16 protein-coding genes are annotated in these 16949 nt (G+C 68.7%); 11 read left to right on the top strand and 5 right to left on the bottom strand.

The window, feature by feature from the left end; all coding sequences use genetic code 11:
* Positions 1–19 precede the first annotated feature (19 nt).
* The 3 genes from EV670_RS06070 to EV670_RS06060 all read right to left on the bottom strand — a co-directional run bounded on the left by EV670_RS06070 (position 20) and on the right by EV670_RS06060 (position 3043).
* Positions 20–466 (bottom strand): DUF2147 domain-containing protein, encoded by a 447-nt coding sequence (locus EV670_RS06070; RefSeq protein ID WP_130430965.1) that lies wholly within the window; start codon positions 464–466, stop codon positions 20–22.
* Between the two features lie 41 nt (positions 467–507).
* A complete protein-coding gene (locus EV670_RS06065) occupies positions 508–2298 on the bottom strand; it encodes an acyl-CoA dehydrogenase C-terminal domain-containing protein (RefSeq protein ID WP_130430964.1) in 1791 nt (596 codons plus the stop codon).
* 64 nt (positions 2299–2362) lie between these two features.
* Positions 2363–3043 (bottom strand): TetR/AcrR family transcriptional regulator, encoded by a 681-nt coding sequence (locus EV670_RS06060; RefSeq protein WP_130431672.1) that lies wholly within the window; start codon positions 3041–3043, stop codon positions 2363–2365.
* Between the two features lie 281 nt (positions 3044–3324).
* On the opposite strand from EV670_RS06060, the gene EV670_RS06055 reads away from it, so the two are divergent.
* Both EV670_RS06055 and EV670_RS06050 read left to right on the top strand, forming a co-directional pair.
* A complete protein-coding gene (locus tag EV670_RS06055; RefSeq protein WP_130430963.1) occupies positions 3325–3882 on the top strand; it encodes an HNH endonuclease in 558 nt (185 codons plus the stop codon).
* 105 nt (positions 3883–3987) lie between these two features.
* The gene (locus EV670_RS06050; RefSeq protein WP_165393254.1) at positions 3988–4437 is read left to right on the top strand and encodes an outer membrane lipoprotein; all 450 of its coding nucleotides are present in this window, start codon (positions 3988–3990) and stop codon (positions 4435–4437) included.
* 146 nt (positions 4438–4583) lie between these two features.
* On the opposite strand, the gene EV670_RS06045 is transcribed toward EV670_RS06050, so the two are convergent.
* Together EV670_RS06045 and EV670_RS06040 are read right to left on the bottom strand one after the other, a co-directional pair.
* Positions 4584–6377, bottom strand: coding sequence for a SulP family inorganic anion transporter (locus EV670_RS06045; protein WP_130430961.1), 1794 nt, complete (start codon positions 6375–6377; stop codon positions 4584–4586).
* On the bottom strand, positions 6374–7309 hold the full coding sequence (locus EV670_RS06040; protein ID WP_130430960.1) for a LysR family transcriptional regulator: 936 nt from the start codon (positions 7307–7309) through the stop codon (positions 6374–6376). The genes EV670_RS06045 and EV670_RS06040 overlap by 4 nt, the downstream gene beginning before the upstream one ends.
* A gap of 113 nt (positions 7310–7422) precedes the next feature.
* Here EV670_RS06040 and EV670_RS06035 point away from each other — a divergent pair, with 113 nt between their 5' ends.
* The 9 genes from EV670_RS06035 (at position 7423) to EV670_RS05995 (ending at position 16861) form a co-directional block, all read left to right on the top strand.
* Complete coding sequence (locus tag EV670_RS06035) at positions 7423–8409, top strand: 2Fe-2S iron-sulfur cluster-binding protein (RefSeq protein WP_130430959.1); 987 nt, start codon at positions 7423–7425, stop codon at positions 8407–8409.
* A 13-nt stretch (positions 8410–8422) separates the two neighbouring features.
* Entirely contained in the window at positions 8423–9469 is a 1047-nt protein-coding gene (gene gtdA, locus EV670_RS06030) for a gentisate 1,2-dioxygenase (protein ID WP_130430958.1), read from the top strand.
* 25 nt (positions 9470–9494) lie between these two features.
* A complete protein-coding gene (locus EV670_RS06025; RefSeq protein WP_130430957.1) occupies positions 9495–10190 on the top strand; it encodes a fumarylacetoacetate hydrolase family protein in 696 nt (231 codons plus the stop codon).
* A 14-nt stretch (positions 10191–10204) separates the two neighbouring features.
* Positions 10205–11548 (top strand): aromatic ring-hydroxylating dioxygenase subunit alpha, encoded by a 1344-nt coding sequence (locus tag EV670_RS06020; RefSeq protein ID WP_242616863.1) that lies wholly within the window; start codon positions 10205–10207, stop codon positions 11546–11548.
* Positions 11549–11551: 3 nt separating this feature from the next.
* On the top strand, positions 11552–12034 hold the full coding sequence (locus tag EV670_RS06015) for an aromatic-ring-hydroxylating dioxygenase subunit beta (protein ID WP_207225014.1): 483 nt from the start codon (positions 11552–11554) through the stop codon (positions 12032–12034).
* A gap of 8 nt (positions 12035–12042) precedes the next feature.
* The gene (locus EV670_RS06010; RefSeq protein WP_130430956.1) at positions 12043–12360 is read left to right on the top strand and encodes a non-heme iron oxygenase ferredoxin subunit; all 318 of its coding nucleotides are present in this window, start codon (positions 12043–12045) and stop codon (positions 12358–12360) included.
* Positions 12361–12575: 215 nt separating this feature from the next.
* A complete protein-coding gene (groES, locus tag EV670_RS06005; protein ID WP_130430955.1) occupies positions 12576–12869 on the top strand; it encodes a co-chaperone GroES in 294 nt (97 codons plus the stop codon).
* 36 nt (positions 12870–12905) lie between these two features.
* Entirely contained in the window at positions 12906–14549 is a 1644-nt protein-coding gene (groL, locus tag EV670_RS06000; RefSeq protein ID WP_130430954.1) for a chaperonin GroEL, read from the top strand.
* A 137-nt stretch (positions 14550–14686) separates the two neighbouring features.
* Positions 14687–16861 carry a DUF1631 family protein gene (locus EV670_RS05995; RefSeq protein ID WP_130430953.1) on the top strand — a complete coding sequence of 725 codons (2175 nt, stop codon included), beginning with the start codon at positions 14687–14689 and terminating at the stop codon, positions 16859–16861.
* Positions 16862–16949 lie beyond the last annotated feature (88 nt).

Below are 16949 nucleotides of genomic sequence, written 5' to 3'. Positions count from 1 at the left end.
AAAGTCGTCGTTCGTTCGTTTACTCGACCCGGATCCAGGTCTGGGTGCGACCCAGCATCGGCATGCCGATGTAGCCGCGCACCTCGAGCTTCTTGCCACCATCGGCCGGGCTCAGGCGCACCTTGTAGGTCTTGCCGTTCTCCGGGTCGAGGATGCTGCCGCCGTCCCACAGCGCGGCATCGTCGGTGTTCTTCTTGACACCGCGGATGATCTCCATGCCGTCGACCGGCTTGCCCTTGCGGTCGTCGGTGCAGGGTACGCAGACCTCGTTGGCCGGCGCGTTCGGATCGAGCCGCTTCTCGATGCGGCCGCTGAACACGCCGGCGCTCTCGCTGATGCGCACCAGCGAGCGCTCCTTGCCGCTCTTGTCGTCGATCGTCTTCCACAACCCCGCCGGACTGGTCTGCGCGAAGGCAGAACCGGTCAGGACGAGCAGGGTGGCCAGCAGCAGCTTCTTCTTGTTCATGCTTGTTGTCTCCAGGCGAGGTTGCGAAAGGGTGGCGGCGTTTAGAACAGCGCCTCGTCCATCTCCATCAGCGGCGCCAGGCCGGTGCGCGCGGTGCGGATCAGGCCGGCGGTCTCGGGCAGCAGCTTGGCGAAGTAGAAGCGCGCGGTGGCCAGCTTGGCGGTGTAGAACGGGTCGCCCGCGTTCTGCTTCTCGAGCGCGACCTTGGCCATGCGGGCCCAGAAGTAGGCGAACACCAGGTGGCCGGCCACGCGCAGGTAGTCGACCGCGGCGGCGCCCACTTCGTCGGCGTTGCCGAAGGCCTTCATGCCGAGCTCGGTGGTCAGCTTGGTCAGCTTGTCGCCGACGTCGGCCAGCGGGTTGATGAACTCCTGCATCGCCTCGTTGGTGCCCTCGTCCTCGACGAAGGTCTGCACCAGCTTGCCGAAGGCCTTGAGCTTCTTGCCGTTGTCGCCCAGCACCTTGCGGCCCAGCAGGTCCAGCGACTGGATCGTGTTGGTGCCCTCGTAGATCATGTTGATGCGGGCATCGCGCACGTACTGCTCCATGCCCCATTCCTTGACGTAGCCGTGGCCACCGAAGACCTGCATGCAGTGCGAGGTCGCGATCCAGGCGTTGTCGGTGATGAAGGCCTTGATGATCGGCGTCAGCAGCGCGACCAGGTCGGCGCTTTCCTTGCGCTCGTCCTCGTCGTCGCTGTGCAGTTCCTTGTCGATCTGCAGCGCGGTCCAGATCGCGAACGCGCGGCCGCCCTCGGCGTAGGCGCGTGCGGTCAGCAGCATCTTGCGCACGTCGGGGTGGTGGATGATCTTGTCGGCCGGCAGTTCGGGGTTCTTCGGGCCCGAGAGCGCGCGCATCTGGATACGGTCCTTGGCGTAGGCCACCGCGTTCTGGTAGGCCACCTCGGTCAGGCCGAGCGACTGGTTGCCCACGCCCAGGCGCGCCGCGTTCATCATCACGAACATCGCCGCCAGGCCCTTGTTGGGCTGGCCCACGAGGGTGCCGATGGCGCCGTCGAGGTTGATCTGGGCGGTGGCGTTGCCATGGATGCCCATCTTGTGCTCGAGGCCGGTGCAGAACACCGGGTTGCGCGCACCCAGCGAGCCGTCGGCATTGACCAGGAACTTGGGCACCAGGAACAGCGAGATGCCTTTGCTGCCGACCGGCGCGTCCGGCAGCCGCGCCAGCACCAGGTGGACGATGTTCTCGGCCAGGTCGTGCTCGCCGGCGGAGATGAAGATCTTCTGGCCGGTGATCTTGTAGCTGCCGTCGGCCTGCGGTTCGGCCTTCGAGCGCAGCATGCCGAGGTCGGTGCCGCAATGCGGCTCGGTCAGGCACATGGTGCCGGTCCACTGGCCGCTGGTCAGCTTGGGCAGGAAGGTTGCCTTCTGCTCCGGCGTGCCGTGCGCGTGCAGCGCCTCGTAGGCGCCGTGGCTCAGGCCGGGATACATGGTCCAGGCCTGGTTGCCCGAATTCATCATCTCGTACATGCACTGGTTGATGACGAGCGGCAGGCCCTGGCCGCCGTACTCCGGGTCACAGCTCAGCGCCGGCCAGCCGCCCTCGACGTACTGGGCATAGGCTTCCTTGAATCCGGTGGGCGCCTTCACCTCGTGGGTCGTCTTGTCGAGCGTGCAGCCCTCGGTGTCGCCGCTGATGTTGATCGGGAACAGCACTTGCGAGGCGAACTTGCCGCCTTCTTCCAGCACCGCGTTGATGGTGTCGGCATCGACATCGGCGTGGCGCGGCAGCAGCTTCAACTCGTCGGTGACGTTGAGCACCTCGTGCAGGACGAACTGCATGTCGCGCAGCGGGGGGGTGTAGGTCGCCATCGAAACTAGCTCCAGGGTCAGCGGTGAAGAAGGGGGAGGTGAGGGATGGGGTCGAGCCGCGCCTTCAGCGCGCGCCTCGGCTCCGCAGCGGAAGATCGGCGCCGTCGCTCGTGCGGTAGTCGGCGACGATGCGCTCGAAGGCGCGGTAGGCGCGCTCGACCGCGCCCGGGTTGCGCATGAAGCGCGCGTCGTGGTGCAGCGCGAGGATCAGGCCGTGGATCTCGAACAGCATCTGCATCGGATCGGTGTCCGGCCGCAGGTGGCCCTCCTCGATCGCGATGCGGATCGCGCGCTCGAGCGCGTCGTGCCAGGTGCGCACCATGCGCACCAGCGCGTCGCGCACCGGGCCCGGGCGGTCATCGAACTCGACCGCGCCGCTGATGTAGATGCAGCCGGAGTCGATCTCGACCGAGACCCGCTTGACCCAGCGATCGAACATCGCGCGCAGGCGCGGCAGGCCGCGCGCCTCGCGCACGGCCGGATAGAAGATCTCTTCCTCGAACTTCGCGTGGTACTCGCGCACCACCGAGATCTGCAGTTCCTCGCGCGATCCGAAGTGGGCGAAAACGCCCGACTTGCTCATCGAGGTCACCTCGGCCAGCGCGCCGATCGACAGGCCCTCGAGTCCGATCTGCGAGGCCAGGCCGAGCGCCGCCTCGAGGATCGCGGCACGCGTCTGCCGGCCTTTCTGCAGGCCCGACTTCAGGCTGGCGCGTGGCTCGTTCGAACGATCACCAGCGGGCAGGGAATGAAGGGGTGTGGACACGGCGCTTGGGCGTTGTGCGAGCAACGGCGGTTGAGCGGAAGCTGTGAGGATAAGCAATAAAACGAACGGTCGTTCTATTTTGCAGAATTCCGGGTCGCCGGTGTGACAGCCTTGTCGGCTTTTGTAGGGACTTCGGCCTACTTCCGCTTGGGGTTCACCCGGAGAGCGGCGTTGCCCGATGCTTCGCTAAGCCCATGCCGATCCCGATTGAGCCTGTCATGCAAGCTGGCTTATGCTGCGGTGCACGGAGTGCCCCAAACTTGGACGTACTGCAACTCGATGTCTCCGGACGGCCGCAAGCCTGGATCTCGGCCAGGGAGGCGGCGCTCATCTACGCCAGCGACGGCATCGCGTGGACGCTGGGTGACCCGTTCTATGTGCTGCGCGGCGGCATCCAGCGCATCAGCGGACGCCAGTCGCGCATCGAGGTGCACCCGATCATCGCGGTGCGCGGCAGCGTCCCGAGCCGGGCCTGGCGCCAGGCGCCGGCACTGGCCAACGGCAAGCTGTTCGCACGCGACCGCTATGTCTGCGCCTACTGCGGCGGCCTGTTCCACGCCGATGACCTGACCCGCGAGCACATCGTGCCGACCTCGCGTGGCGGCAGCGACAGCTGGATGAACTGCATCACGGCCTGCCGCTCGTGCAACGGCCGCAAGGGCAGCCGCATGCCCGAGGAAGCGCACATGAGCCTGCTCTACCTGCCCTACGTGCCGAGCCTGCACGAGGACATGATCCTGCGCGGCCGCCGCATCCTGGCCGACCAGATGGAGTTCCTGCTGGCCAGCGTGCCGCGCAGCAGCCGTCTGCACGCCTGAGGCCTAGATCGTCGATCGAGGAGCGGCTTTCGACATCTCGCCGGCGCGCGTGTCGAGAACCATCGCAGTCACCGGCGTGCCGGCCAAAGACGAAGGATGAATGAGATGAAGCAGGTTCTTCTTGCCCTTGGCTTGGCGGCGGTTCTGGCGGCATGCAGCACGCCCGATCCGAATGCGGTGCGCGCGAGCTCGGCGCCGCAGACGGTGCAGCAGGGCACGGTGGTGAGCACGCGCGCCGTCACGATCGCGGGCACGGCGTCGACGGCCGGAACGGTCACCGGGGCGGTGGCGGGCGCGGCGCTTGGCAGCCAGATCGGCGGCGGCTCCGGGCAGACGGTGGCGACGACGGCAGGCGCCGCAGCGGGCGGCGTGGCCGCCAACCAGGCCACGGCGGCGCGCAACCAGCAGGCCGGGGTCGAGGTGATCGTGCGCCTCGAGAACGGCCAGCAGATCGCGGTCACGCAGCCGGGCAACCCGGGCGACTTCCTGGCCGGCGACCCGGTCCAGGTCGTTTCCGGCGGCGGCAGCACGACGGTCCGGCGCGTGCCGCGCTGAGCCGCGAGGCACCAAGAAAAAAGCGACCGGCGGCAGCGCCGGTCGCTTTTTCGTTTTCCCTGAGCACGCCTTCGACGCTTGCGGATTGCTGGCTCTGCGGCCCGTCGTGAGGCGAGTCAGCATCGTAGCAATCGCAGCCGTGCTTGCTACGCTTCCAGCTCTCCCCCTTGAGTAGGATTTCGCGGTCTTCCTGCGCACTCGGCGAAGATTCGTCGCGTGCAGGCGGCGCAGGTCGCATCGTCCAGGCGCGGCACGATGGCGGCGATCGCGCTGTGCTTGTCGGCAAACACGTGGTCGGCGCCCAGCGCGTCGAGGAAGCCGGTGCTGCGCCACAACTGCATGACGGGCGGGCGCGGGCGGTGGAAGTACAGGTCGCCACCCGCGGCGCGCCGCGCCGCCAGTTCCTGGGCCCACATCTCGGCCGCGGGCAGGTCGATGGTGTTCATGCTCTTGGCCATCACCAGCAGGTGAAGTTGCGGCGACGAGCCCTCGCGCAGGGCCTGCAGCGTGTCGCCCACGTGGGGCACCGCGGCAAAGTAGACCGCGCCTTCCATGCGCAGCAGCTTGAGCTGGGGGCATTCCGGCAGGGCGCCCGCGGGTGCCTCGTCGAGCACGACAAAGGGCCGCTTCGCATCATCTGAATCAAAGCCCATCGTGCGCATCGCCGGTCTGGAGGTGCGGTGCAGGTGACTGCCGAGCGACAGCAGGCTGCCAAGCAGGATCGCGATCTCCAGCCGCAGGCTGAGGGTCGCGATCGCGGTGACGGCGGCGGTGATGAAGTCGGCCCGCTCGATCCGGGCCAGGCGCTGCCAGCGCTCCAGATCCAGCAACGAGATCGCCACCAGCACCAGCAGCGCCGAGATCGCCGCCAGCGGGATCGCGGCCAGCAGCGGCGCGCTGACGATGGTCAGCAGCAACAGCAGCAGCGCCGAGAACACGCTGGCCATCGGCGTGCGGGCGCCGGCTTCGTAGTTCGGCAGCGAGCGGTTGACCGAACCGCCCGACAGGTACGCGGAGGTGACGCCGCCCACCAGGTTCGACAGCCCCTGGCCGAAGAGCTCGCGGTTGACGTCGATGCGCTGCCCCGAGCGCAGCGCCACCGTCTTGGCCATCGCGATCGACTGCGCCGAGGCGACCAGCGTCAGCGCCAGCACGATGCCGGCCAGATCGCGCAGGCGCGCCGCGTCGAGCTGAGGCCAGTGCCAGATCGGCCACGGTGGCGGCACCGGGCCGACTCGGGCGATCGCCTCGCCGAGGGCCGGCTGCCACAGTCGCAGGGCCGTGGCGCATAGCGTGCCGAGCGCCAGTCCGATCAGCATCGACGGCCAGCGCGGCCGCCAACGGCGCGTCGCCAGCACGCCCACCAACGTGGCGGCGGCCACCGCCAGTGGCCCCCATCGAAAGCCCGGCAACGCGGCCAGCAGCGCGCTGGCGCCGTGCGCCGGCAGGCCGAGCAGATCGGGCAAGGCATGCACCACGATCAGCAGCGCGGCACCGGTGGTGAAGCCCATCAGCGCGGCCGGCGAGATGAAGTTGGCGATCGAGCCGAGGCCGAAGACGCCGATCAGCGTCTGCAGCAGGCCCACCAGCAGCGTCACCGCGATCGCCAGTTCGATGTACTCCGGGCTGCCGGCCAGGGCCAGCGGTGCCAGCGTGGCTGCCAGCGCCAGCGAGATCGCGTTGCTGGGCCCGGACATCAGGTGGCGGCTGGAGCCGAACAGCGCCGCCAGCGCGCACGGCAGCACCGCGGTCGCCAGGCCCATCTGTGGCGGCAGCCCGGCCAGCGTGGCGAAGGCGATGGCCTGCGGCAGCACCAGCACCGCACCGAGCAGCCCGGCCAGCAGGTCGGCGCGCAGCGTCGCGCGGTCGAGTTCGCGCACCCAGGGGCCGAACAGGCGGGCGGCCAGCGTCGGCTTGCTCGGGTCGAGATCGGTGCTCAAGCGGCGGCCTCCGCCGGGTCCACGACCTGGTCGTCGGCGAACAGCTCGCAGACCACGCCGCGCAGCCACTGGTTCGCCGGCGAACGATGCGCCTTGGCGTGCCAGAAGACATTGATCGCGATATCCGGCAGTTTTGCCGGATGCGGCAGGTACGACAGCCCGAAGGGCTCGGCCAGCCGCTGGGCCAGCCGCTCGGGCACGGTGGCGACCAGCTCGGTGGCCTGCAGGATGTGACCGACGCCGACGAAGTGCGGCACCGTCAGCCGGACCAGCCGCTCGATGCCGGAACGCCGCATCAACTCGTCCACCTTGCCATGGCCAGTGCCGGCCGACACCACCACCAGATGCTCGGCCGCGCGGTAGTCGGCCAGCGTCAGCTTCTTCCTGTCGAGTCGGTGCCCCTGGCGGAACAGGCAGACGTAGCGCTGGCGGAACAGCCGTCGCTGGAAGAAGCCGGCCTTGAGCTGCGGCAGCAGGCCGATGGCGATGTCGACCCGGCCGGCCTCCATGTCGTCGCGCAGATTGACGGCCGCGTTGCGCACGGTGCTCAGCGTGATGCCCGGAGCCTCGCGGCTGAGTCGTTCGACCAGCCGCGGCAGGAAGACGATCTCGCCGATATCGGTCATGCCGATCGTCATCGAGCGCGCGATGCGCGCCGGGTCGAACTTCGCGTGCTGGTTCAGCCCGCTGTGGATCATTGCCAGCGCGTAGCCCACCGGTTCCGAGAGCTGCTCGGCGAAGGGCGTAGGCACCATGCCCGAGGGCGTGCGGATGAAGAGCTCGTCGCCGAACAGCTTGCGCAGCCGGGCCAGCGAATTGCTGACAGCGGGCTGGGTCAGGCCCATCACATCGGCCACCTTCGACACGCGCCGCTCGACCATCAGGTGCTGGAACAGCACCAGCTGGTTCAGATCGAGGTCACCGAGCTCCATCGCCGGCTCCTTCATCACCGTGCGTGATGTTGACTATTCAGCTGATTCTATTGGCTGAACAGCTATCGATCGCCAAGATGCCGGCAACCGCAATGCATCTCGCCGCCCGCGTCATGGAAGTCCTCGTCCAGCCCCTGAACCGCGTCATCCGGGTCGAGCCGGGAGCGAACCTGCTCGAGGCGTTGAAGGCAGCGCAGGTGCCGATGTCCTACTCGTGCATGGCCGGTCGCTGCGGCACCTGCCGCTGCAAGGTGCTCGAGGGCGAGGTGCTCGACGGCGGCAAGGAACTGCAGCGTCCGCTCGAAGGCGCCGAGGGTTTCGTGCTGGCCTGCCAGACCCATGTCACCGGGCCGTGCACGATCGAGATTCCCGAGCCGGACGAGATCGTCGTTCACCCGGCGCGCATCGTGAAGGCCACGGTGGTGGCGGTCGAGGAGCTGACGCACGACATCAGGCGCGTCGTGCTCAGGCCGGCCAAGCCGATCGAGTTCTCGCCGGGCCAGTACGCGCAGCTGCAGTTCACGCCCGATCACATCCGGCCGTATTCGATGGCCGGCCTGTGCGACGACGGTCAACTCGAGTTCCACGTGCGCCTGGTGCCCGAGGGCCGCGTGAGCGGCTATGTCGCGCGCGAACTCCAGCCCGGCGACGCGGTGCGCGTCAGCGGCCCGCTCGGCTCGGCCTACCTGCGCCGCCGGCACGAGGGCCCGATGCTGTGCGTGGCCGGGGGCACCGGGCTGGCGCCGATCCTGTCGATCCTGCGCGGCACCGTCGGCGGCGGCATGCGCAATCCGATCCATCTCTACCTTGGCGTGCGCACGCCGAAGGATGTCTACGGACTCGACTGGCTCGACGAGTTGGCGCGCGACCACCCGGCGCTGAAGCTGCACGTGGTCGTCAGCTCCGGCGGCGACCCGGCGACGCAGCGCTGCGGGCTCGTCACCGACGCGATCGAGCAGGACCTCGGCGAGCTCGACGACTGGCGCGCCTACCTGTGCGGATCACCGCCGATGGTCGAGGCCGCGGCGTTGGTCGCACGCCGCAAGGGCATCGCGCCCGAGCGCATCCACGCCGACGCCTTCTATCCGCAAGGAACCTGAGGAGACCGAGCTCATGCACGCCGCCACCCTGCCGCCCGACGCGCTGCGCGAGCGTGCCGCCTACTACGAGCGCATTGGCGCGCGCAACATGACGCCGCTGTGGGAGGTGCTGGGGGCGCTGGTGCCGCCGCAGCCGCGCACGCCGGTGCAGGCCGCGCTGTGGCGCTACGCCGAGTTGCGCGAGCAGGTTCTCGAAGCGGGTCGCCTGATCAGCGCCGAGGAGGCCGAGCGCCGCGTGCTGATCCTCGAGAACCCGGCGCTGCGCGGTCAGTCCTGCATCACGCAGTCGCTCTACGCCGGGCTGCAGCTGATCCTGCCCGGCGAGGTCGCGCCGGCGCACCGCCACACGCAATCGGCGCTGCGCCTGGTGCTGGACGGCGAGGGCGCCTACACCGCGGTCGACGGCGAACGCACGACGATGCGGCGCGGCGACTTCATCATCACGCCGGCCTGGACCTGGCACGAGCACGGCAACCTCGGCGATGAGCCGGTCGTCTGGCTCGACGGGCTCGACATCCCGATCGTGCGCTTCCTCGACGCCGGTTTCGCCGAGAAGGGCGAGCAGCAGTCGCAGCCGGCGCAGCGGCCGGAGGGCGACGCGCTCGCGCGCTACGGCGCCAACATGGTGCCGGTCGACTACCAGCCGCGTGCGGCCGAGCCGACGCGGGTCTTCGTCTACCCCTTCGAGCGCACGCGCGCCTCGCTGCAGGCCATCGCGCAGGGACAGCCCGACCCGCACCACGGCCACAAGCTGCGCTACGTGAACCCGGCCACCGGCGCCTCGCCGATGCCGACCATCGGCGCCTTCGCGCAATGGCTGCCGGCGGGCTTCGAAACGAAGCCGCTGCGCTCGACCGACGGCACCGTGGTTGTGTGCCTCGAAGGCCGCGGCGAGGTGCAGGTCGGCGACGCCACCTGGCGCATCCAGGAGAACGATGTGTTCGTCGTGCCCTCGTGGCACGGCCTCCAACTGCGCGCCGAGCGCGACATGCTGCTGTTCAGCTTCTCCGACCGCCCGGTGCAGCAGGCGCTCGGCCTGTGGCGCGAGCAGCGACTCTGATCACCCTCTTCACCAGGACAGCACCATGAAATTGGCCGTCGAGGCTCCGCCGCTCCACACGCTCTCCGTCGCCGGCCGCGACGAGAAGTTCCCGGTCAACCGCGTCTTCTGCGTCGGCCGCAACTACGCCGCGCATGCCCGCGAGATGGGCAAGGACCCGGACCGCGAGCCGCCGTTCTTCTTCATGAAGCCGGCCTCGGCCGTCGTCGACGCGGCGAGCCCGGTGCGCCTGCCGTACCCGCCGAAGACCGCCAACTACCACCACGAGATCGAGCTGGTCGTCGCCATCGCCCGCGGCGGGCGCGACATCCCGGTCGAGCGCGCGCTCGAGCATGTCTACGGCTATGCGGTGGGCCTGGACATGACGCGGCGCGACCTGCAGCTGGAAGCGCGCGACAAGGGGCGGCCGTGGGAGTTCGGCAAGTCCTTCGCGCAGTCGGCGCCGATCGGCGCGCTGCACCGCGCGCAGGACATCGGCCACCCGCGCGCGGCCGCGATCACGCTGACGGTCAACGGCCAGCCGCGCCAGCGCTCCGACATCGACCAGCTGATCTGGTCGGTCGCCGAGGCCATCGCCGTGCTGTCCGCCTACGACGCGCTGGAGCCGGGCGACCTGATCATGACCGGCACGCCCGAGGGCGTGAAGGCGGTGGTGGCGGGCGACGCGATGCGCGGCGCGATCGCCGGCCTCGGCGAGATCGAGGTCCGCATCGAGGATTGAGCGAGGAGAGCAGCATGAGCGACACCACGAGCGTGTTCCCGAAGCGGGTGCGCTGGGAGGGCGACGGCACCCACCGCATCCCCTTCCTCACCTACACCAGCGACGAGATCTACCAGCGCGAGCTGGAGCGTTTTTTCTACCGGGACCACTGGTGCTACGTCGGGCTGGAGGCCGAGATCCCGAACCCCGGCGACTACAAGCGCACCGTGGTCGGCGAACGCTCGGTGATCATGGTGCGCGACGCCGAGGGTGCGATCAACGTGGTCGAGAACGTCTGCGCCCATCGCGGCATGCGCTTCTGCCGCGAGCGCCACGGCAACCGCAAGGACTTCGTCTGCCCCTACCACCAGTGGAGCTACACGCTCAAGGGCGATCTGCAGGGCGTGCCGTTCCGCCGCGGCGTCAAGCAGGACGGCCAGGTCCACGGCGGCATGCCGGCCGATTTCAAGACGGCCGACCATGGTCTGACCAAGCTCAAGGTCGCCACGCGCGGCGGCGTGGTCTTTGCCTCCTTCGACCACGAGCTCGAGTCGCTCGAGGACTACCTCGGCCCTGTGATCCTCGGCTACTTCGACCGTCTCTTCAACGGCCGCAAGCTCAGGATCCTCGGCTACAACCGCCAGCGCATCCCGGGCAACTGGAAGCTGATGCAGGAGAACATCAAGGACCCCTACCACCCCGGCCTGCTGCACACCTGGTTCGTCACCTTCGGGCTCTGGCGTGCCGACAACAAGTCGCAGCTGCGCATGGACGACAGGCATCGCCACGCGGCCATGATCTCGACGCGCGGCACCGCCGGCAAGGCCGAGCAGGTGACGCAGGTGTCGAGCTTCAAGGAGACGATGCAGCTCAACGACGCCAGCTTCCTCGACATCGTTCCCGAGCCCTGGTGGGGCGGGCCGACCGCGGTGATGACCACCATCTTCCCGAGCGTGATCCTGCAGCAGCAGGTCAACAGCGTTTCGACCCGCCACATCCAGCCCAGCGGCCACGGCGCCTTCGACTTCGTCTGGACCCACTTCGGCTTCGACGACGACAGCGAAGAGATGACGCAGCGCCGGTTGCGCCAGGCCAACCTGTTCGGACCGGCCGGCTTCGTCTCGGCCGACGACGGCGAGGTGATCGAGTTCTCCCAGCAGGCCTTCGAGAGCAAGCCCTTCCACCGCACGCTGGCCGAACTGGGCGGGCACGAGGTGGAGAACACCGAGCACATGGTCACCGAGACGCTGATCCGCGGCATGTACCGCTACTGGCGCGAAGTGATGGAGGGCGAGTCCCGCGGCTCCTCGCCCGCCTGCGCGGGCGTGGACGGGGCGAACGGGTCCGCGCTGTGCGCGGCCCCCGGGCCGGGGGCCTGAGCGATGGCCACCAACATCGATTTCGCGGACTGGCTCGCGCTGACCCAGCTCTATGCCGACTACGCCAGCGCGGTCGATTCCGGCGACTGGGAGCTGTGGCCCGAGTTCTTCACCGAGGACTGCGTCTACCGGCTGCAGCCGCGCGAGAACCACGAGCGCGGCTTCCCGCTGGCGACGCTGGCCTTCACCAGCAAGGGCATGCTGAAGGACCGCGTCTACGGCATCAAGGAGACGCTGTTCCACGACCCCTACTACCAGCGCCACATCGTCGGCGCGCCGGTGATCCGCAGGGCCGAAGCGGGCCGCTTCGAGTGCGAGGCGAACTACGCGGTGCTGCGCACCAAGCTGTCCGAAGCCTCGACCGTGTTCAACGTCGGCCGCTACCTCGACGTGGTGGTGCGCACCCCGCAGGGCCTGAGGTTCGCGTCGCGCGAGTGCATCTACGACAGCGAAATGATCCCGAACTCGATCATCTACCCGATCTGAGGACCGCCATGAGCCAAGACAACTGGGTCGACGCCCTCGCGGCCGAGGATCTGCCGAGCGACGACGTGATGGGCCTGGTCGTCGCCGGCCGCGACATCGCGATCTACACCGTCGGCGCGGCGGTCTACGCCACCGACAACATCTGCACCCACGGCCAGGCGCGGCTGTGCGACGGCTTCCTCGAAGGCCACGAGATCGAATGCCCGCTGCACCAGGGCAAGTTCGACGTGCGCAGCGGCCAGCCCACCTGCGAGCCGGTCAGCGAGGCGCTGCGCAGCTATCCGGTGAAGGTCGAGGGGCGGCGCGTGTACCTGCGGATCGACTGAAGCGCCGGCGCGGCGGCCCCGATCCGGCGGCCTGGTCACGGGCGGGTCATTGAAAGCTCGGATTCGAACCCTATAATCGTCTGACTAGCACTCGCGTCTGACGAGTGCTAACAATCCGTCCGCCGCCTTGCCGGCGCCGGAATCCGAGCATGTGAATGGGCGCTCACTGCGACCCAATCCCGCATCAACTGTCAGAGCCCATCCAAGGAGAGATGATGAAGCTGCGTCCCCTGCACGATCGCGTGATCGTCAAGCGTCTCGAGCAAGAAACCAAGACCGCCTCGGGCATCGTGATCCCCGACAACGCCGCCGAGAAGCCCGACCAGGGCGAAGTGCTGGCGGTGGGCCCCGGCAAGCGGACCGACAAGGGCGACTTCGTGACCCTCAACGTCAAGGTCGGCGACCGCGTGCTGTTCGGCAAGTACAGCGGCCAGGCCGTCAAGGTCGATGGCGACGAACTGCTGGTGATGCGCGAGGAAGACCTCTTCGCCGTCGTCGAAGGCAAGTAAGCCGCCCGCCCCACCCAACGATTTCGGAGAATTTTCATGGCAGCAAAAGATGTTGTGTTCGGCGGCGAAGCCCGCGCACGCATGGTCGAAGGCGTGAACATCCTGGCCAACGCGGTCAAGGTCACGCTCGGCCCGAAGGGTCGCAACGTGGTGCTCGAGCGCTCGTTCGGCGCCCCCACCGTCACCAAGGACGGTGTCTCGGTCGCCAAGGAGATCGAGCTCAAGGACAAGCTCCAGAACATGGGCGCGCAGATGGTCAAGGAAGTCGCTTCCAAGACCAGCGACAACGCCGGTGATGGCACCACCACCGCGACCGTGCTGGCCCAGGCCATCATCCGCGAGGGCATGAAGTACGTGGCCGCGGGCATGAACCCGATGGACCTCAAGCGCGGCATCGACAAGGCCGTGCTGCAACTGGTCGCCGAGCTGAAGAAGGCCTCCAAGGCCACCACCACCAGCAAGGAAATCGCCCAGGTCGGCTCGATCTCGGCCAACTCCGACGAGTCGATCGGCAAGATCATTGCCGACGCGATGGACAAGGTCGGCAAGGAAGGCGTGATCACCGTCGAAGACGGCAAGTCGCTCGAGAGCGAACTCGACGTGGTCGAGGGCATGCAGTTCGACCGCGGCTACCTGTCGCCGTACTTCATCAACAACCCCGAGAAGCAATCGGCGCTGCTCGACAACCCCTTCGTGCTGCTCTACGACAAGAAGATCAGCAACATCCGCGACCTGCTGCCGACGCTGGAGCAGGTGGCCAAGTCGGGCCGTCCGCTGCTGATCGTTGCCGAAGAAGTCGACGGCGAGGCCCTGGCCACGCTGGTGGTCAACACCATCCGCGGCATCCTCAAGGTCGTCGCCGTCAAGGCGCCGGGCTTCGGTGACCGTCGCAAGGCGATGCTGGAAGACATCGCGATCCTGACCGGCGGCAAGGTGATCGCCGAGGAAGTCGGCCTGACGCTCGAGAAGGTCACGCTGGCCGACCTCGGCCAGGCCAAGCGCGTCGAAGTGGGCAAGGAAAACACCACGATCATCGACGGCGCCGGCGCTGCCGGTGACATCGAGGCCCGCGTCAAGCAGATCCGCATCCAGATCGAGGAAGCGACCAGCGACTACGACCGCGAGAAGCTGCAAGAGCGCGTGGCCAAGCTGGCCGGCGGCGTGGCCCTCATCAAGGTCGGTGCTGCCACCGAAGTCGAGATGAAGGAGAAGAAGGCCCGCGTCGAAGACGCGCTGCACGCCACCCGTGCCGCCGTCGAAGAAGGCATCGTGGCCGGTGGTGGTGTCGCGCTGCTGCGCGCCAAGCAGGCTGCCGGTGCGATCAAGGGCGACAACCCCGACCAGGAGGCCGGCATCAAGATCGTGCTGCGCGCGATCGAGCAGCCGCTGCGCGAGATCGTCGCCAACGCCGGCGACGAAGCCAGCGTGGTGATCGCCAAGGTCCTCGAGGGCAAGGGCAACTTCGGCTACAACGCCGCCAACGCGACCTATGGCGACATGATCGACATGGGCATCCTGGACCCGACCAAGGTGACGCGCACTGCTCTGCAAAACGCTGCCTCGGTGGCCGGCCTGATGCTGACCACCGAAGCCATGATCGCCGAGTCGCCCAAGGACGACGGCCCGGCCATGCCGGGCGGCATGGGCGGCATGGGTGGCATGGGTGGCATGGACATGTGATGTCCACGGCCTGAAGCACCTGTCCGCAGGTGCATCGACGCCAGAAGGGGCTGCCGCGAGGCAGCCCCTTTTTTGCTGGCCGCGCACCCCATAATGAATCGCCGACGGTGCCCCGAACCCGAACGTGATCCGTGCCGATGAACAACGAGTTCCCGCCCCACGCCCCGCTGCTCGAGCGCCACATCGAGGCCTGCCTTGCCGACGTGCCGCGCTGGATGGCGGCACTGTCCAACGACACGCGCCAGGTGCTGCAGTCGCCAAGCACGACCCGATCGCTGCGCAGCGCCGGCGGCGTGCCGATGCAGGCGGCCGAGGTGGCCCTCACCCGTGATCAGCTGCTGTGGGTGCGGCGCACCGCCGAGCTGCTGGTGCAGCGCTGGCAGAACGAACTGGCACCGCGCGCCGCACGTGCCGCAGGCGCCGGGCGCCTGAGCCACTCGGCCTTCGATTCGCTGGCGCTGGTCGACGAGGCCGAGGCCGAGGAGAACATCGAGCTCGTCAAGATCGTGCAGGCGGTCGAGCTGGAGCATGAACTGGTGTTGCGCGAGCTCGCCGCGCGCAGCGCCACGCTGCGTGGCGAAGGCGGCGTCAAGCGAGGCTCCAACCTGCTGCGCGCCGATTTGATGGTGCGCGCGGTCTGGGACGCCAGCGAGGCGCTCGGCCTGGCACCCGGCGCGCGGCTCGCGCTGCTGCGTGCGGCGGCGGCGCCGCTTTCTCGCGCGCTCGGTCGCGCCTATGCCGATGCGCTCGAACGACTGAATCGCTGGGGTGTGACGCCGGCCGCTTGGCGCGCCACCGCCCTGCCTGGCCGGCGGCTGCCAACGCCGGAACCCTCGGGCTTCGACGTCACGCGGCCGGGTGCACTCGACATGCTGCGTGGCCGCATGCAGCCGCAGGTGCCGATCGGCACCCCAGGCGCGCCCGATGGCCTGCCCGACGCGATGCTGACGCGGGTGCTCGGCACCAGCAGCAGCGCGGCGGCCGACCCGCTGGCCAACCGCCTGCTCGAGCGGCTGCCGATGCTGGAGGCGGCGGCACGTCAGGTCATCGAACGCCAGGTGATCGAACTGATCGCGCGCATGGTCGACGCCGTGTTGCACGACGAGCAGCTGCGCCTGCCGGTGCGCAGCGCGATCGCCAAGCTGCAGGTGCCGCTGCTGCGGCTGGCACTGCAGGAACCGAAGCTCTTCGACGACCATCACCACCCGGCCTGGACCTTCCTCAACCGAATCGGCAGCTGGACCCTGGGCTACGACGACGATGGCGACCCGCGTCTGTGTGCGCTGATGCGCAGCGTCGACGATCTCTGCGCGCGGCTCGAGGTGGCGCCGACGATCGACGGCGAGACCTTCGTGCGCGCCCTGGGCGACCTCGAGTTCATCTTCGAGATGGACCTGAGCGCCGAATGCGATGCCGCGCAGGCGTCGATCGCGCGCCTGCGGCGCGCCGAGCGCAGAACCGAGCTGAAGCTCGGCATCCGGCGCGCGGTGCAGTCGCGCCTGCATGCCGCGGCCCCCGAGTTCGGCTTGCACCAGCCCGCGGTCCAGGGCGCGGGCCTGCGTCTGAGCGATGCGCTCAAGCGCTTCCTCACCGGTCCCTGGGTCGATGTGCTGACCGAGGTGGCGCTGCGCGATGGCGAGGATGCGCCGCAGGTGCAGGCCCTGCACGGCTGGATCGACGAACTCCTGCAGAGTCTGGAAGTGCCGCGCACGCCGGAAGAGCGCCAGCGCCTGCTCAGGCGGGTGCCGGTACTGGTGCAGCGCCTGCAACAGGGCCTGGCTCTGACCAAGCTGACGCCGGACGAGCGCCAGGCGGTGCTCGATGAACTGGCCGATCGCCACATGGAGCTGTTGCGTCCCGACGCGCGCCTGGCCACTGCATCCGCCGAGCTTTTGACGCCGGCCGAGATCGTGCGCCGCATGCGCGAGGAAGACGACGATGCGGCACTGGCCGCGAGCGCGACGCCCGAGCGCGCGGCGCAGGACTCGCTGCTCGACTTCGGCACCATGCACACCGTGCCAGCCGAGCTGCTCGATGGCGCCGACGCGGTGGCGCCGCGCGACTGGGCGCGCCACCTCGCGCTCGGCACCTGGTGTCGGCTGGTGCCGCGCGGCGGCTGGACCGTGGCACGCCTGCTGTGGGTCAGCGACAGCCGCGAGTACCTGCTGTTCAGCGACGCCGACCTCGGGCTCACGCACGCACTGACCCGCTCGGCCTTCGAGCGGCTGGTGGCGGAGCAGCTGGCGGCGCCGCTTGAGGAGCGCAGCCTGCTCGAGCGTGCCGTCGACTCACTGCTTGGTCAGTCGGGTTAGCAACTGTCTTCAAAGTCAAGCTCCGATGGGCTGCCGCAGATGACGGGCAGCGTTCCACATCGCCTGGTCGCGCAGCATCGCATTGAGG

Origin of the sequence: Rivibacter subsaxonicus (assembly GCF_004217215.1) — a bacterium.
GTDB lineage: Bacteria > Pseudomonadota > Gammaproteobacteria > Burkholderiales > Burkholderiaceae_C > Rivibacter > Rivibacter subsaxonicus.
The sequence above is the reverse complement of the archived record's forward strand: the minus strand, read 5'-3'. Positions and strand labels throughout refer to the sequence as shown.